Origin of the sequence: Streptomyces sp. 891-h (genome assembly GCF_022760275.1) — a bacterium.
In the GTDB taxonomy this organism is placed as follows: domain Bacteria; phylum Actinomycetota; class Actinomycetes; order Streptomycetales; family Streptomycetaceae; genus Streptomyces; species Streptomyces spirodelae.
The window spans coordinates 4547843-4562905 of sequence record NZ_CP050693.1 but is presented as its reverse complement, the minus strand read 5'-3'; the positions used below and the strand labels follow the sequence as shown (position 1 = coordinate 4562905).

The window sequence follows — 15063 nt, the reverse complement described above, 5'->3', positions numbered from 1 at the left end:
ACCCCGCCTCCGGCCTCCCGGGTCCGTCGCGGGCTGCGGCGCCCAGGGGACGAGGCGGGCTCGCCCGGTGACGTCAGCCGCCGTGGCGGCCCGGCGCGGCCTACCGTCGACGGGTAGCCCTCCCCGCAGCCCCGGAGAACGACATGTCGCAGATCCTTTTCGTGCTGACCGGCGCCCGCCACTGGACGCTGGCCGACGGCACCGAGCACCCCACCGGCTTCTGGGCCGACGAGGCCGTAGCCCCCTACGAGATGTTCAAGACGGCCGGCCACCAGGTGGTGGTCGCCACCCCCGGCGGCGTCGTCCCCAGCGTCGACGAGGCCAGCCTGTCGGCCGACGCGAACGGCGGACAGGAAGGCGCCGACCGGGTGGCCGCGGGCCTGGAGTCCTTCACCGAGCTGGGCCAGCCGCTGAGCATCGAGGACGTACGCATCGACAGCGGCGGTGGCCCGGCCGGGTTCGACGCCGTCTTCTACCCCGGGGGCCACGGCCCCATGGAGGACCTGGCCACCGACTCCGACTCCGGAACCCTGCTGGTGCGGACGCTGGCCTCGGGCAGGCCGCTCGGCGTGGTCTGCCACGGGCCCGCGGCGCTGCTGGCCGCCCACACCCAGGAGGGTGCCAGCGCGGTGTACGGGTACCGGATGACAGGTTTCACCAACGCCGAGGAGGAGCAGACGGGACTGGCCAACAAGGCCAAATGGCTGCTCCAGGACCGGCTGGTCGAGGTCGGCGCGCACTTCGAGGCGGGCGAGCCCTGGGCCCCGCACGTGGTGGTGGACCGCAACCTGGTCACGGGGCAGAACCCGGCCTCGGCGAGGCCTGTGGCCGCCGAGATCGTCAAAATGCTCGGCTGAGGCAGGACCGGCCGGCCCGGCCGGTTCAAGCGGGCCACCGGTACCGACCGTCACGACGAAGGGAAGAGCAATGTCCGACTCGTCAGCAGCCTCCGCGGCGGCTCCGCTGGGCTCCGCCGGACGGCCCGCCGAGGCGTCCGGCAGCTTCGCGCTCGGCGGCCGGCTGCCCGTCCACCGGCTCGGCTACGGGGCCATGCAGCTGACCGGGCCCGGCGTCTGGGGCGAACCACGGGACCCGGACGAGGCCGTACGAGTGCTGCGGCGCGCCGTCGAACTGGGCGTGAACTTCATCGACACGGCCGACTCCTACGGCCCCTTCGTCTCCGAGCGACTCATCCGCAGGGCGCTGCACCCCTATCCGGACGACCTGGTGGTCGCCACCAAGGGCGGGCTGACCCGCGCCGGGCCCGACGACTGGCGCCCGGTGGGCCGTCCCGAGTACCTGCGCCAGCAGTGCGAGCTGAGCCTGCGCCATCTGGGACTGGAGCGTATCGACCTCTACCAGTTGCACCGTATCGACGAGAAGGTGCCGGTCGCCGACCAGCTCGGCGAGCTGTCGCTGCTGCAGCAAGAGGGCAAGATCAGGTTCATCGGGCTGTCCGAGGTGTCGGTGGCCCAACTGGAGGAGGCCGCCAAGCTGGTGGACGTGGTCTCCGTGCAGAACCTCTACAACCTCTCCGACCGCAGCGCCGAGCCGGTGCTGGACTACGCCGAGGAGCGCGGCCTCGCCTTCATCCCGTGGTTCCCCATCGCGACAGGCGAACTGGCACGGCCGGGCGGACCGCTGGAGACGGTGGCACAGCAGCACGGCGCCCGCCCCTCCCAACTGGCCCTCGCCTGGCTACTGCGCCGCTCCCCCGCGATGCTGCCGATCCCGGGCACCTCCCGGCTGTCGCACCTGGAGGAGAACACCCACGCGGCCCGGATCGAGCTCACCGACCAGGAATACGAGGACCTGTCGGCCGCGGTTCGAATCTGAACCTGCCTCCCCGCGGTGGGGTACGCCGCCGTCAGTGTCCGGCGGTATCCGGGCGGCCGTGCCAGTCCACGCACATCACAAGGGCGTCGTCCTGGAGCGGCGCCTCGTGACGGTAGGTGGCGAGCTCACGGAGGACCGCCACGGGCACCTGCCCGGCGGGCAGCAGCCGGTGCCCCGGCAGCGAGCGGACCAGCGCCCGCTCGCCGTACGTCTCGCCGCCGCTGCCCGGCGTCCCGTAGACACCGTCGCTGCCGATCAGCAACCGGTCCCCCGGCCGCACGGCGAAGTGCTCCTCCACGTACACCGTGTCCTCGAACATGCCCAGCGGCAGCTGGTGGTCGAAGGACAACTCCTCGACGGAGCGGCCGCGCACCCGCCACAGCTTCGGCGAGCCCGCGTCCACGACCTCCACCCGGCCGGTGGCCAGCTCGAATCGCAGCAGCAGCACCGACACATAGGCGGAGCCCCGGTACTGCGCATAGACCGCCTGGTCGGCGAGGGTCGCCTGGCCGGCGAGGTCCAGCCCGGCACGGCGCGCGTTGCGCAGCGCGTTGACGGCGAGGCTGGTCAGCAGCGCGGCCTCTATCCCCTCGCCCATGCCGTTGGTGACGGTGAGCGTCAGATACCGCTCGGACGCCTCCCAGTCGAAGCTGTCGCCGTGGATCGCGTAAGCGGGCTCCAGATGGGCCCCGACCTCGAACTCATCGCGGACACAGGCGCGGCCGGGCAGCAGCTGCCACTGCATCTCGGCGGCGAGCGTCAGCCGTGAGGCGCGGCGGGCCAGCACGAACAGGTCCGTGTCCCGCTCGGCGACCAGGATCTCGTGGCCGAGCGCCTCGCACAGCCGCCGCAGCACCGGCAGCAGACCGTTCGGGTCGGCAGCGGAGGGCAGACCGACCGACAGCGTGCCCAGCCGGTCGCCGCGGATGGTGAGGGGCAGATGGACGACGATCCCGCCGCCGGGCTGCTGGGTGACGAACGCCTCCTGCGACCCGAACGCACGCCCCTGCGGACTGTCGTGGACGGGCACGGGCTCGGTCTTGGCCGCATAGCCGTCGACCAACTGCAGCGACTTCACCGCGTAGTCGACCATGCGCAGCTCGACCAGGTCGGCGCCGAACTGCTTCCGCAGCTCGTCGATGACCACCCGGGCGAGCGCGTGCGGAGGCGCTGTGCGCAACGCCTGTTGAACAGCGGCGAATCCGTCCACGATCGGTCCTGGTTCTGTGCGGGGCTGAGGATGACCCCGCGGGCAGGGATCGCACTGGTTCAGCCGGTCCGGAAGAGTCCCGCGAATGACCGTATCGCAGACCACATGCGGACCAGCCGCATCCGCTTCGCCTCCGGGTGACGTGTGCCGCCCGTCCCGGGGCGGCACCTCGCGATGAGTTTTCCGCCCGGGCCGGGTCCATTCCATGAGCGCCGGAGCGGTGTGCCCGGTGTCCGACGGTTACAGGAGGCAGATGTCATGACGGAAGCGACCGGTCCCCGGATTGGCGGCATCGTGCTGGGCAGTACGGACCCCGAGCGGCTGTGGGAGTGGTACCGCACCGCCTTCACCCCCCGGGCGGCGGCAGCGGACACGGACGGCGGCGAAGGCCCGGCCCACGTCCTGGAGCTGAGCGGCACGTACGTCATCTTCGAGAGCAGGGACGACGTGGGCCGCAAGTCGGTCGAACCAGGAAGAATCCTGATCAACTTCGAAGTGACGGACATCCATGGCACGGCACGGCGGCTGACCGAGCAGCTCAATCCGCACTGGGTGCGCCCGGTGGAGGCGGTGGACGAGGGCGTCCTGCTGGCCACCGTGGAGGACCCCGACGGCAACTATGTGCAGCTCTTCGAGGTGACGGGGAAATCCACCGACCAGACGGCCGCCGACAGCTCCGCCGCCTGACCCCGTGTTCCGCGAGGGGGAGAGCGGGGGCGCACGGGGCGGCGGAGCGAAGGGCGCTGGTGTGCGCGGGGGCGGCGATACGCGGGGCGGCGGCGCGCGCGACAGCGGCGCGCGGGACACCGGTACGCGGGACACCGGCTCCGAGGACGCCGGCACGCGCGACAACGGCTCCGAGGACGCCGGCACGCGCGACAACGGCTCCGAGGGCGCCGAGGTGCGGGCGGCGGAGCTGTTGCGGCACGCGGTGGGCTACGCGCTGGGCACGGCCCAGCCCGTCACCCCGGCGCTGCTGCACCGGCCCACTCCGTGCACGGAGTGGGACCTGGGCGGGCTGATGGCGCATCTGGACGACTCGCTGGCGGCCCTGCACGAGGGCTTCGCGCAGGGCACCGTCGCGCTGCACCCGCACCCCGCGCCGGGGGCCGCCGGGGGGCGGGAGCCGGACCCTGCGGCGGCCTTCCGGCGGCGGGCGGCGCGGCTGCTGGGCGCCTGGGCCGCGATCCGGCAGAGCCGTCGGCCGATCGTGGTGGCCGACGCGCCGCTGACGGCGACGGCCCTGGCGCTGACGGGCGCAGTCGAGCTGGCGGTGCACGGCTGGGACATCGCGCGGGCCACCGGGCGCGCCGACCGCGCCATTCCCGCCCCGCTGGCGGCCCGGCTGCTGCCCATAGCCCGCCAGCTGGTGCCGCACGAGGGGGCGCGGCGTCCGCTGTTCGCGCCGCGGGTCCCGGTGGCGCCGAACGCGCCACCGGGAGACCGGCTGCTGGCGTTCCTCGGCCGCGATCCGGCTCAGGGCCAGTAGACGCACTCCGTCAGGATGGTGTGCGCCTTCCAGCCCAGCGTCTCGTACAGCGCACGGCCCTGCGGGGTGGCGCCGAGAATGCCGAGGGTCGCACCGGCGGCCACCGCGCTGTCGGCGAGGGTGCGCATCACCAGACCGCCCAGGCCGCGGCGGCGGTGCGCCTCCTCGGTCCGGATACGGTCCATGACGGCGTTGCGGCCCAGTACGGAGGCCTGTCCCGCTGCGGCGGTCTCGCCGCTCGCGGCGTGCACCCACACCCGGGTGACGCCGTCGCGGGTCTCGACGGTGCGCGTATAGCCGTCCGGCGGCACCGGGTCGGTGGTCTCCAGGCCGACGCTCATGAGGTGGCCGGTCTCCGCGTGGTCCACCTCCCAGCCGGGCGGCAGCCAGGCCGCGACCCGGTCGGGCTCCGCGAAGACCATCAGCCAGGTGGAAGGGACCGTCACCGCCGCGGCGGCCGCACGGACCGTCGCCTCGTCGGCGTGCAGCAGAACGTGCCGCCCCACCAGACGTTCGCTGCGGATGTCCATGTAGAACCCCCACGGTCGCTCCACCGGTGCGGGGGTGCCTCGGGAGGCGGCCCAGCCCACCACCCAGTCGGTGATGAGCTCACGGTCGAGTTCAGGGGCGGTGGCAGGGTGCATCGGGCCTGCCGGTCCCGGAAGACGGGAGTCGTCCAATCAGGGTCTCCAAAGTGCTCGGGTGGCTTACGGCCGCGCACGGTACGGCAGAACACCCTGTGGGGCACCTGATTTGACGCCGTCTCACGGCGCCACAGCGCCCGGCGCCACAGCGCCCGGCACCGGCAGGGCCGCGCACCGGGCGGAGAGCGCTCGCTCACCCGCTCACTCGATGCCCACTCCCGATGCTCACTCCGCGAACAGGCCGCGCTCGCTCGCCCGCGCGTCGAACTCCTCCAGCCGCGCCTGCGCGTCGGGCAGCCCGTCGCACATCGCCTCCAGCAGCACCCGGCCCAGCAGCATGGGCGCGCAGGCGGTGTCGAAGGCCAGGCCCGTGCCGACGGCTGCGGGCAGCAGCAGGTCGCCGGGGTGGGCGACCGGCGCGAAGGCGCTGTCGGCGACGGTGACGATCGACAGCCCCGCCGCGCGCGCACTGTCCAGCGCCTCCACCGTCTCGCGTGGATGCCGGGGCAGCGCGAAGCACATCAGCGCTTCGGCACCGGCCCGTACGCAGCCGTCCAGACGGTCCTGGAGCATGGAGCCGCCCTCGGTGAGCAGCCGGACATCCGGGTGCACCTTGGCGGCGAAGTAGGCGAAACCGCTCGCCTGTGCGGCGGCGGCGCGCAGTCCGAGCACCGGGAGCGGACGGGAGGCGGCCAGCAGCGCCCCGGCGCGCTCGACCTGCGCCGGGTCCTCCAACAGCGCGGCCAGGTGCCGCAGGTTCTCGATCTCGGCGTGGACGGCCTGCTGGTACTCGTTGAGCCCACCGGCGCCCGTACCCTCCGCTGCGGACTCGGGCCCCGCGGGCGGCTCGGTCTCCCGCAGGTGGCGGCGGAGCGCCGGGTAGCCGTCGAAACCGAGCGCCACGGCGAAGCGCGTCACGGAGGGCTGGCTGACGCCGGCCAGTTCGGCGAGCTCCACGCTGGAGAGGAACGGCGCATCTCCCGCCCTGCGGACCATGCAGTGCGCGATGCGGCGCTGCGTGGGGGTCAGCCGGTGCCCCTCGAAGAGCTCCAGCAACCGCGCGCTCGCGCTGCTCATCCCGCACCTCTCATTCAGCCCGCTCCTCCCCTGCATAACCCTATGCAGGAGGGCGCGCCCCGGCAAGGCGGGCCACCGGCAGAAGGTGGTGCCAGCACCACTGTGGCGGCCCTCGCGGCGCCGTAATGTGACGGGCATGAGCGCACCCGACCCTGAGCTGAAGAAGGAACTCGACGCGACGCTGCAGACGCGCCGGGAGCTGGGCCCCGAGTACGAGAACGAGCTGCTCGACTCCTTCCTGGAAAAGGTGGAGCAGCGGCTCGACAACGTCGTCGACAAGCGGGTGCGGCGCCAGCTGGCCGAGCAGCAGATGGTGGCCGCGCGAGGCGGCAGCGTGCGGCCGCAGCCGGCGCCGCACACCGACGCGGACGGACTCGGCGCCCGCCTGGGCCTCGCGGTGGCCTCCCTGGTGCTGGCCATCCCCCTGACCGCGATAGCCGTGGCCAACGCGGGCCTGACCGGCCTGGTCACCTGCTGGGCGGGCATCGTCGCAGTCAACGGCTTCCAGGCCAGCCGCTCCTGGTTCTCCCGCTCCGGCCCCGACCACGACCGCCGGTAGGACCCGCGCGGCAGCGCGGGCATCACGGCGGCCGAGGCCGTGCCGGCCCACCGGCGTGGCTAGCGGCCCTCGTTGGCCAGGAAGGCCAGCAGGTCCTGGCGGCTGACGACGCCGCTCGGCTTGCCCTCGTCGAGGACGATCGCCGCGTCGGCTCCCTCCAGGACGGCCATCAGGTCGGCGACGCTCTCGCCCGCGCCCACGTGCGGCAGCGGTGCGCTCATGTGCTTGTCCAGGGCGTCGTCCAGGGAGGCCCGCTGGGCGAACAGCGCGTCCAGCAGCTCCCGTTCGACGACGGAGCCGATCACCTCGGCCGCCATCACATCCGGGTGCCCGGCGCCGCGCTTGACGACGGGCATCTGGGAGACGCCGTACTCGCGCAGCACCTCGATGGCCTCGCCCACCTTCTCCTCCGGGTGCATATGGACGAGGGAGGGGATCGGACCCTCCTTGAAGCGCAGCACCTCACCGACCCTGGCGCCGGTGGTGCCGCCCTCCTCCAGGAAGCCGTAGTCGTTCATCCACTCGTCGTTGAAGATCTTGCTCAGATAGCCGCGCCCGCCGTCCGGCAGCAGGACGACGACCACGTCGTCGGGTCCGAGCCGCTTGGCCACCTCGAGCGCACCGACCACGGCCATTCCGCAGGAGCCGCCGACCAGCAGCCCCTCCTCCTTGGCCAGCCGCCGCGTCATCTGGAAGGAGTCCTTGTCGGAGACGGCCACGATCTCGTCGGTGATGTCCCGGTCGTAGGCGTCGGGCCAGAAGTCCTCGCCCACACCCTCGACCAGATAGGGCCGTCCCGAACCGCCAGAGTAGACCGAGCCCTCCGGGTCGGCGCCCACGATCCGCACCCGGCCGCCGCTGACCTCCTTCAGGTAGCGGCCGGTGCCGCTGATGGTGCCGCCGGTGCCGATTCCCGCCACGAAGTGGGTGATCCGGCCGTCGGTCTGCTCCCACAGCTCGGGGCCCGTCGTTTCGTAGTGCGAGCGGGGGTTGTTGGGGTTGCTGTACTGGTCCGGCTTCCAGGCGCCCGGGGTTTCGCGGACAAGCCTGTCGGAAACGTTGTAGTAAGAGTCGGGATGTTCGGGATCGACGGCCGTTGGGCAGACCACGACCTCGGCTCCGTAGGCCCGCAGCACATTGATCTTGTCCATGGAGACCTTGTCGGGGCAGACGAAGAGGCACCGGTACCCCTTCTGCTGCGCCACGATGGCCAGTCCGACACCGGTGTTGCCCGAGGTGGGTTCGACGATCACCCCACCGGGCTGCAGCTCGCCGGACTGCTCTGCCGCCTCGATCATGCGCAGCGCGATCCGGTCCTTCACAGAACCGCCTGGATTGAAGTACTCGACCTTGGCAAGGACGGTGGCCTGGATGCCGTCCGTGACACTGTTGAGCTTGAGCAGCGGGGTGTTGCCGACAAGCTCGATCATCGACTCGTGATACTGCACCGTGGTCTCCGCGCGTAGTCGTGGTCGCAGGGCCGCGGGGTCGCGAGCCCGTACGGACAGCCTATGGGGCAACACGTACACACCTGAGACGCGTTGCAGGCAGGGCCGCACGGGGCAACACAGTCTTGGAGGTCGTGAGCCCCCGGCGCACGGACGCAAGGCGCCCCGGCGCACAGCGGACCGGTGCATATCGGACGTGCGCCCGGAGCCGAGCGAGGGAACGGAAACCGAAATTGGACCTGATACGGGGACAGGGCCCTGCAAAACCGGCAGAACACTACGCGGTTCGGTGCAGACCTCGAGCACGGACAGAAGCACCACGAAGCCATGAGCCCATGAGCGCGACAACCGGTGGGATCGAGAACTCGGGAGGCGGAAGAGCACAATGCCGATGTCGAAGGCGTCGAGCGCGAGAGTAGCCCGGCGAATCGCGACCGCGGCCGCCTATGGAGGCGGCGGACTCGGCCTGGTCGGTGGGGCGGCTGTCGGGCTGCTCTTCACCGAGCTCCAACTGGCGAAACGTCATATCGGCGGCTCCGAGGACGAGCCGCCCAAGGCCGACGGTCTGTACGGCAGCGCCTTCGGCAGGCTCTACGCAGGGCAGCCGCTGCGCCTGGCCTTCCTCGGCGACTCAACGGCGGCCGGCCAGGGCGTGCACCGCCCTCGGCAGACCCCCGGCGCGCTGCTGGCCTCAGCGCTCGCCGCCATCGCCGAACGCCCCGTCGAACTGCGCAACGTGGCGCTCTCCGGCGCCATGTCCGACGACCTGGAACGACAGATCACACTGCTGCTGAGCGAACGGGAGCTCTCCCAGGCCCCGGATGTGTGCGTGATCATGGTCGGCGCCAACGACGTCACCCACCGGATGCCTCCGGCCCGCTCCGTGCGCTACCTCTCGGATGCGGTGGCGCGGCTGCGCACGGCCGGCTGCGAAGTAGTGGTCGGCACCTGCCCCGACCTGGGCAGCGTCGAACCCGTCGGACAGCCGCTGCGCTGGATCGCGCGGCGGCTGTCGCGTCAGCTGGCCGCCGCCCAGACGATCGCCGTGGTCGAGGAGGGCGGCCGCACGGTCTCACTGGGCGACCTGCTGGGACCCGAGTTCTCCGCCAACCCGCGCGAGCTGTTCGGACCCGACAACTACCACCCCTCCGCCGAGGGGTACGCCACGGCCGCGATGGCCATACTGCCCACGCTGTGCGCTGCGCTGGGCTTGTGGCCGACCGAGGACGAGCGGCCGGACGCCAGGCGGCGCGAGGGCATCCTGCCGGTCGCCCGTGCGGCGGCGGAGGCCGCCGCGGAGGGCGGCACCGAGGTCGCGGGCATGCGGGGCCCCTGGGCGCTGCTCAAGCATCGCCGCCGGCGTCGGCTGCCCCCTCCCGAGGAGGTCCAGCCCAAGCCCCCCGAGGGCGTCGCCGAGAACCGCTGATCGGCTGCGCCGCTGCGGCGCCTTTGTCCCGCCTGGACGGAGACCGGTTTCCGCCGGGACGGTGACCAGCCGCGGCGGAGGCACCGGACGCGTCAGCCGGGGTGGGTTCGGCACCGCCGGTCACCACCGGTTCGCACCTCGCCGTCGCGGCGGGAGGCGGGTGCGGCGGCAAACAGGTGCGGCGGCAACCACGTGCTGCGAAGAAGGGGCAGCCCTCGGCGCGGCGGGCGGCTCTTGACCGGGGGCGGGAAAAAGCAAACGCTTAGAAGAGGCCCGCATCACACCGCCGGGCCCGTGACCAGCACCCTACGGGCGGGTAGCTTCCGCTGCGTAGCCACCCGCCGACTCCCTCAGGAGCCCTGATGCCCGAAGCAGTGATCGTCTCCGCAGCCCGCTCGCCCATCGGCCGTGCCTTCAAGGGCTCCCTCAAGGACGTGCGCCCGGACGACCTGACGGTCGAGATCGTCAAGGCGGCGCTCGCCAAGGTTCCCCAGCTGGACCCGGCCGACATCGACGACCTGATGCTGGGCTGCGGCCTCCCCGGTGGCGAGCAGGGCCACAACCTCGGCCGGGTGGTCGCCGTCCAGCTCGGCATGGACCACCTGCCCGGCTGCACCATCACCCGCTACTGCTCCTCGTCCCTGCAGACGACGCGGATGGCGATGCACGCCATCAAGGCGGGCGAGGGCGATGTGTTCATCTCGGCGGGCGTCGAGACGGTCTCCCGCTCGGTGAAGGGCTCCTCCGACGGGCTGCCCGACACCCACAACCCGCTCTTCGCCGAGGCCGAGGCCCGCACCGCGGCCCGCGCCGAGCAGGGAGGCGAGGGGTGGACCGACCCGCGCGAGGAGGGCAAGGTCCCGGACGTCTACATCGCCATGGGTCAGACGGCCGAGAACCTGGCACGTCACAAGGGCATCACGCGGCGTGAGATGGACGAGTTCGGCGTACGGTCCCAGAACCTCGCCGAGAAGGCCATCGCGGACGGCTTCTGGGAGCGCGAGATCACGCCCGTCACCACCCCGGACGGGACGGTGGTCGGCAAGGACGACGGCCCGCGCCCCGGGGTGACCCTGGAGGGCGTGGAAGGGCTGAAGCCGGTCTTCCGCCCCGACGGCATGGTCACCGCGGGTAACTGCTGCCCGCTCAACGACGGTGCGGCCGCGCTCGTCATCATGTCCGACACCAAGGCCCGTGAGCTGGGCCTGACCCCGCTGGCCCGGATCGTGGCGACCGGTCTCTCTGCGCTCTCCCCCGAGATCATGGGCTACGGCCCCGTCGAGGCGAGCAAGCAGGCGCTGGCCCGCGCCGGCATGTCGATCTCGGACATCGATCTGGTGGAGATCAACGAGGCGTTCGCGGCCCAGGTGATCCCCTCGTACCAGGACCTCGGAATCGACCTGGAGAAGCTCAACGTCAACGGCGGTGCCATCGCGGTGGGCCACCCGTTCGGGATGACCGGAGCGCGGATCACCACCACGCTGCTCAACTCGCTCCAGTGGCACGACAAGCAGTTCGGCCTGGAAACCATGTGCGTCGGAGGGGGCCAGGGGATGGCCATGGTGCTGGAGCGCCTCAGCTAGCCCACTGTTACCTCTGTGCCGGGTATACAACGGCGAGACCGAAGCGCCCCCAGGATGTGATATACACCCTGGGGGCGTGGCATTCCTGCTGGTCACAGCGGTGCGCGAGAGGCAGGCTCCGGGTTTCCCCTGTCCAGTTCGGCGGGATTTGCACTACGGTCGGAGAACCTTGAACAACCTTCCCGGCAACGCTGTTGTAGGAATACAGCGCTGTAGGTGAAGACAGCTGTAGGTGAAGACAAGGGCAATGACCGGGGGGACCGCGTCAGGGACCGAACCGGAACCGGGAGTCAAGTCAGTGAGCGCCATATCCCTCATCCTGCTGTGCGCGGCGGCCGCGGCCACCGCGTTGGGCGGTGCGGCACTGCACACGGCGCGCGGCCTGCGCCGCCAGCTGGCGGCGTTGCGTGCCCAGCTGGAGACGGCACCGACCGCCGAGCGGGCCGTCGAGATCCCGCGGGCCCGCACCGCGGCCGCGGACGACGAGCCCGGCGCCATCGAGGTGGCGCCCGGCGCCTTCTCCGAGGAGATCAGGGCCGCGGTCGCCGCCGCGCTGGCCGACGAGCGCGAGCGCGAGCTGGCCGAGGCCCGTGCCTTCTGGGCCGCGCAGGAGGCGCGTGACGCCTCACCCGGAACGGGTTCGCTGCTGGCGGGCCACGGCACGGAGTACGAGGTCGCCTCCGGCGATCTGGGTGGCGAGCTCACCGACGATCTCGACTCGCTGCTGGAGGGGGACACCGGCGGCCTGTTCATCCCGCGCCAGCCGGGCCCCGAGGACGCGGACATCGAGATCGAGCTGGACGTGGCCCCGTACGGCCGCGCGGACCACGAGCGCGGCACCGCCGAGGACCTCGGCGCGGGCCCCGGAGCGGAAGAAGCGCAGAGCCCGTCCGACGAGGAGGGCACCGCCGGGCCGGAGCACCCGGGACTCGCCGCGGCGCGCCGCCGCCACCCGTCCCAGCCGGACTACAACCTCAACGGCGAACCGGTCGCCCCCGGCACCACGCCGTCGCCCGCGACCCCCACCGTCACCTACCACGAGCGCACCGTCGAGCGGCTGGCCGAACTCGCCGACGCGAGGACGCCGCTGGCCGATGTGCGCCCCGGCCCGCTGGGCACGCTGGACGTCTACGTCTTCGAGGACGGTACGACGGTGTGCCTGTCACCCGGGCACCGCGCCACGAGTGAGGCGCTGGCCGACGGCGTACGACGGGGTCAGGCGCCGGTGCTGATGGGGGGCTCGGGAATCGCCGGCTCCTACACCCTCACCTTCGGCTTCCCCGACGGCAGAACCGCCTACCTGCTGGCCGACCGCGTCATCACGCCCCTGTAGCACCGCGCGGGGAGGCTCCACGGGAGGACAGCGGGGAGCTCTCCAGCAGCCGCAGGGCTTCCCGCAGGGCGGATTCGGCCGGCGCTGCGGGCGCCGTCTCCAGCGCCGCGACCACATCGTGACCCGCGACGGCGAGTTGATCTCCGACGGAGAAGATTCCGGCGTCGGGCATCACCCGGGACATCCCCCCTCCGGGGAACTCGACACGCTGGGCCAGCAGTGCCAACTCCCTGGCGAGCGCGAGCCCTTCCGCGGCGGCGCCCCGCCGCAGGGTGCTCTGCGGGAGGGCACGCAGCCGGTCGGCGAGCCGTTCCACGGCGTCGGTCAGGGGGCGGGTGTCGACACAGGGCACGCCCCCACCTTATGCGTCCGCGCGCCGGCGCAGCGCCCCCGCACTGTTGCCAACGCCCGAACCCTCAGGCAACGTGTCGTCAAGGACTCATTGCAGAAGCGTCCGGAGGCGCCGATGTCCCAAGTCTTCTCCGAAGAGACCCACCGGAACATGCTGTCCCGCATTCCTCAGTGCACTGGTCGTGAAGTCTCCGAATGGCTCCGCGCAGTCGATGAGGGCCCGTCCCTGCTCCGCTTCGAGGAGAAGGTGAGCTGGCTCCGCGGTGAACACAATCTCGCCTACGGGCACGCCAAAGCGATCATCCACGAGCACGATCTGCGCCGTGCGGCGCGCCACCGCTAGGGCTCTTCCTGAGGGCTTGTTCGGCTGAGGCGCTTGCTCGCCGGCCCATGCCGGGTCGGCAGAGAGCGGAGAGGGCCCGGGAGGCAAAGCCTCCCGGGCCCTCTCCGCTTTGTGGCGGACGGTGCTAGTTGTCGCCCTGCAGAATGGCGATCAGACGCAGGAACTCCAGGTAGATCCACACCAGGGTCAGCGTCAGCCCGAACGCGGCGAGCCACGCCTCCTCCTTGGGAGCGCCGTAGGCGACGCCGTCCTCGACCTGCTTGAAGTCGAGCGCGAGGAACAGCGCACCGAGCACCACGCCGACGAGGCCGAAGATGATGCCCAGGCCGCCGCTGCGGAGGCCGAGTCCGTCACCGCCGCCGATGACGGCGGCGAGCATGTTGACGGCCATCAGCAGCACGAAGCCGATCGCTGCGGCGATCGTGAAGCGGTAGAACCGCTGGGTGACGCGAATCACACGGGTCTTGTAGAGCACCAGGACGGCCGTGAACACCGCCAGCGTGCCCAGCACCGCCTGCATGGCGGCACCGTTCACGAACTGGTTGACGTAGTTGCTCAGCGCACCGAGGAAGAGGCCCTCGAGGGCGGCGTACCCCAGGATGAGCGCGGGCGACGGCTTGCGCTTGAACGACTGCACGAACGCCAGCACCATCGCCACGAGGCCGGCGCCGAACGCGAGCGGCAGCGAAAGCCCGGCAATCCAGGCGGCGGCGGCCATCACGATGACGAGGCCGAGAGTCATACCCGTACGGGCGACGACATCGTCGATGGTCATCCGCCCGGCGGACGGCGGCGCGGCCGGCGGCGCGTACGGCTGGCCGGGTGCCTGGGTCTGCTGGCCGGCGTACGGGTTCGCGGCGTAGGGGTTGGTCGCGTAGGGGTTCCCGGCCTGCGGCGACTGCTGCTGGGCGTCGAAACCGGCATAGCCGCCTGAGCGGCTGAACCCCCGTCGCGAGAAGACCGGGTTACTGCTCCTCATCTCACTCCTCCATGGCCACACAGCGCGGCATTGCAGTCCAGCGTAATGCGTTGGCAAAAACAGCACGCTAGTGCAGAGTCAAGAACGAAGGAAAGCTGTCCATTGTTCCACTTCCCTTACGTTCCCCGGCCTTCCCGTGCCTCACCCGGGTGGAGTGTCAGGAGCGCGCGAGGAGCACAGCACCCGCGACGAGTGCGCCGAGGACGAGCGCCGCCGCGCCGTGGGTGAGCCGGTGCGGGCTCGGCAGCGGCAGCACCCGGTCGGCCGCCAGCCGGCCGGGGCCGGTCAGGGTGAGTGCCGCGGCGCCCACGAGAAGCAGCAGTTCGTATTCGACGCCCTGGGGCGCGAAGAAGCCGCCGCCCCATTTGACCGCGAGCGCGTTGAGCAGGGTGCCGAAAACCGCGGCGCCCGCCAGCGGGGTGAGCAGGCCCAGGACGAGGCCGAGTCCACCGAGGGTCTCGGTCAGGCCTGCGACCACGGCCATGGTCTTGGCCGAGGGGTAACCGGAGGACGCGAAGAACTGCGCGGTGCCGTCGATGCCGCCGCCGCTGAACCAGCCGAACAGTTTCTGCGAGCCGTGCGCCGCCATCGTCAGGCCGAGCGCGAGGCGCAGCACCAGCAGCCCGGCGTCGTACGCGGGCTGTTCGGCGGGGGCTGCTCCGCCACCGGCGAGGGGGCCGGACGAGGGGGCGTACCGGGCGGTGTCAGTGGTCTCGGTCACGTGGGGGGACGACATGAGCGGAGCCTCCTGCGGCTGGACGGCGCAACGGCCGGACGGTGTAGTT

16 protein-coding genes are annotated in these 15063 nt (G+C 71.8%); 9 read left to right on the top strand and 7 right to left on the bottom strand.

Translation table 11 applies throughout. The features are described from left to right. Positions 1-143 precede the first annotated feature (143 nt). Both HC362_RS20070 and HC362_RS20065 read left to right on the top strand, forming a co-directional pair. Positions 144-857, top strand: a complete 714-nt coding sequence (locus tag HC362_RS20070; protein WP_243085419.1) for a type 1 glutamine amidotransferase domain-containing protein — start codon at positions 144-146, stop codon at positions 855-857. A 70-nt stretch (positions 858-927) separates the two neighbouring features. Then, entirely contained in the window at positions 928-1836 is a 909-nt protein-coding gene (locus tag HC362_RS20065) for an aldo/keto reductase (RefSeq protein WP_243085418.1), read from the top strand. 31 nt (positions 1837-1867) lie between these two features. Here HC362_RS20065 and HC362_RS20060 read toward each other — a convergent pair whose 3' ends face one another. Then, a complete protein-coding gene (locus HC362_RS20060; RefSeq protein ID WP_243085417.1) occupies positions 1868-3046 on the bottom strand; it encodes a PP2C family protein-serine/threonine phosphatase in 1179 nt (392 codons plus the stop codon). A 258-nt stretch (positions 3047-3304) separates the two neighbouring features. Between HC362_RS20060 and HC362_RS20055 the strand changes: the two genes are divergently transcribed. Next, positions 3305-3733 carry a VOC family protein gene (locus HC362_RS20055; protein ID WP_243085416.1) on the top strand — a complete coding sequence of 143 codons (429 nt, stop codon included), beginning with the start codon at positions 3305-3307 and terminating at the stop codon, positions 3731-3733. A gap of 61 nt (positions 3734-3794) precedes the next feature. Then, a complete protein-coding gene (locus HC362_RS20050; protein WP_243085415.1) occupies positions 3795-4535 on the top strand; it encodes a TIGR03086 family metal-binding protein in 741 nt (246 codons plus the stop codon). On the opposite strand, the gene HC362_RS20045 is transcribed toward HC362_RS20050, so the two are convergent. Beyond that, positions 4523-5179 (bottom strand): GNAT family N-acetyltransferase, encoded by a 657-nt coding sequence (locus HC362_RS20045; protein WP_243085414.1) that lies wholly within the window; start codon positions 5177-5179, stop codon positions 4523-4525. The genes HC362_RS20050 and HC362_RS20045 overlap by 13 nt on opposite strands. Before the next feature lie 225 nt (positions 5180-5404). Beyond that, positions 5405-6256 carry a MurR/RpiR family transcriptional regulator gene (locus tag HC362_RS20040; RefSeq protein WP_243085413.1) on the bottom strand — a complete coding sequence of 284 codons (852 nt, stop codon included), beginning with the start codon at positions 6254-6256 and terminating at the stop codon, positions 5405-5407. Between the two features lie 136 nt (positions 6257-6392). On the opposite strand from HC362_RS20040, the gene HC362_RS20035 reads away from it, so the two are divergent. Next, positions 6393-6815, top strand: a complete 423-nt coding sequence (locus HC362_RS20035) for a hypothetical protein (protein WP_243085412.1) — start codon at positions 6393-6395, stop codon at positions 6813-6815. Positions 6816-6874: 59 nt separating this feature from the next. On the opposite strand, the gene HC362_RS20030 is transcribed toward HC362_RS20035, so the two are convergent. Further along, complete coding sequence (locus HC362_RS20030) at positions 6875-8263, bottom strand: cystathionine beta-synthase (RefSeq protein ID WP_209268119.1); 1389 nt, start codon at positions 8261-8263, stop codon at positions 6875-6877. A 385-nt stretch (positions 8264-8648) separates the two neighbouring features. On the opposite strand from HC362_RS20030, the gene HC362_RS20025 reads away from it, so the two are divergent. The 3 genes from HC362_RS20025 to HC362_RS20015 all read left to right on the top strand — a co-directional run bounded on the left by HC362_RS20025 (position 8649) and on the right by HC362_RS20015 (position 12605). Beyond that, entirely contained in the window at positions 8649-9689 is a 1041-nt protein-coding gene (locus HC362_RS20025) for an SGNH/GDSL hydrolase family protein (RefSeq protein WP_243085411.1), read from the top strand. Positions 9690-10051: 362 nt separating this feature from the next. Beyond that, entirely contained in the window at positions 10052-11272 is a 1221-nt protein-coding gene (locus tag HC362_RS20020) for an acetyl-CoA C-acetyltransferase (RefSeq protein WP_243085410.1), read from the top strand. Between the two features lie 298 nt (positions 11273-11570). Continuing rightward, entirely contained in the window at positions 11571-12605 is a 1035-nt protein-coding gene (locus tag HC362_RS20015; protein WP_243085409.1) for a hypothetical protein, read from the top strand. Here the strand turns inward: HC362_RS20015 and HC362_RS20010 are convergent. Then, positions 12592-12957 (bottom strand): hypothetical protein, encoded by a 366-nt coding sequence (locus HC362_RS20010; protein WP_243085408.1) that lies wholly within the window; start codon positions 12955-12957, stop codon positions 12592-12594. The two genes, HC362_RS20015 and HC362_RS20010, sit on opposite strands and share 14 nt — an antisense overlap. A gap of 114 nt (positions 12958-13071) precedes the next feature. Between HC362_RS20010 and HC362_RS20005 the strand changes: the two genes are divergently transcribed. Then, positions 13072-13299, top strand: a complete 228-nt coding sequence (locus HC362_RS20005; RefSeq protein ID WP_209268114.1) for a DUF4287 domain-containing protein — start codon at positions 13072-13074, stop codon at positions 13297-13299. Between the two features lie 124 nt (positions 13300-13423). Here the strand turns inward: HC362_RS20005 and HC362_RS20000 are convergent, their stop codons facing one another. Together HC362_RS20000 and HC362_RS19995 are read right to left on the bottom strand one after the other, a co-directional pair. Continuing rightward, complete coding sequence (locus tag HC362_RS20000; protein WP_243085407.1) at positions 13424-14278, bottom strand: Bax inhibitor-1/YccA family protein; 855 nt, start codon at positions 14276-14278, stop codon at positions 13424-13426. Between the two features lie 157 nt (positions 14279-14435). Next, a complete protein-coding gene (locus tag HC362_RS19995; RefSeq protein ID WP_243085406.1) occupies positions 14436-15014 on the bottom strand; it encodes a DoxX family protein in 579 nt (192 codons plus the stop codon). Positions 15015-15063 lie beyond the last annotated feature (49 nt).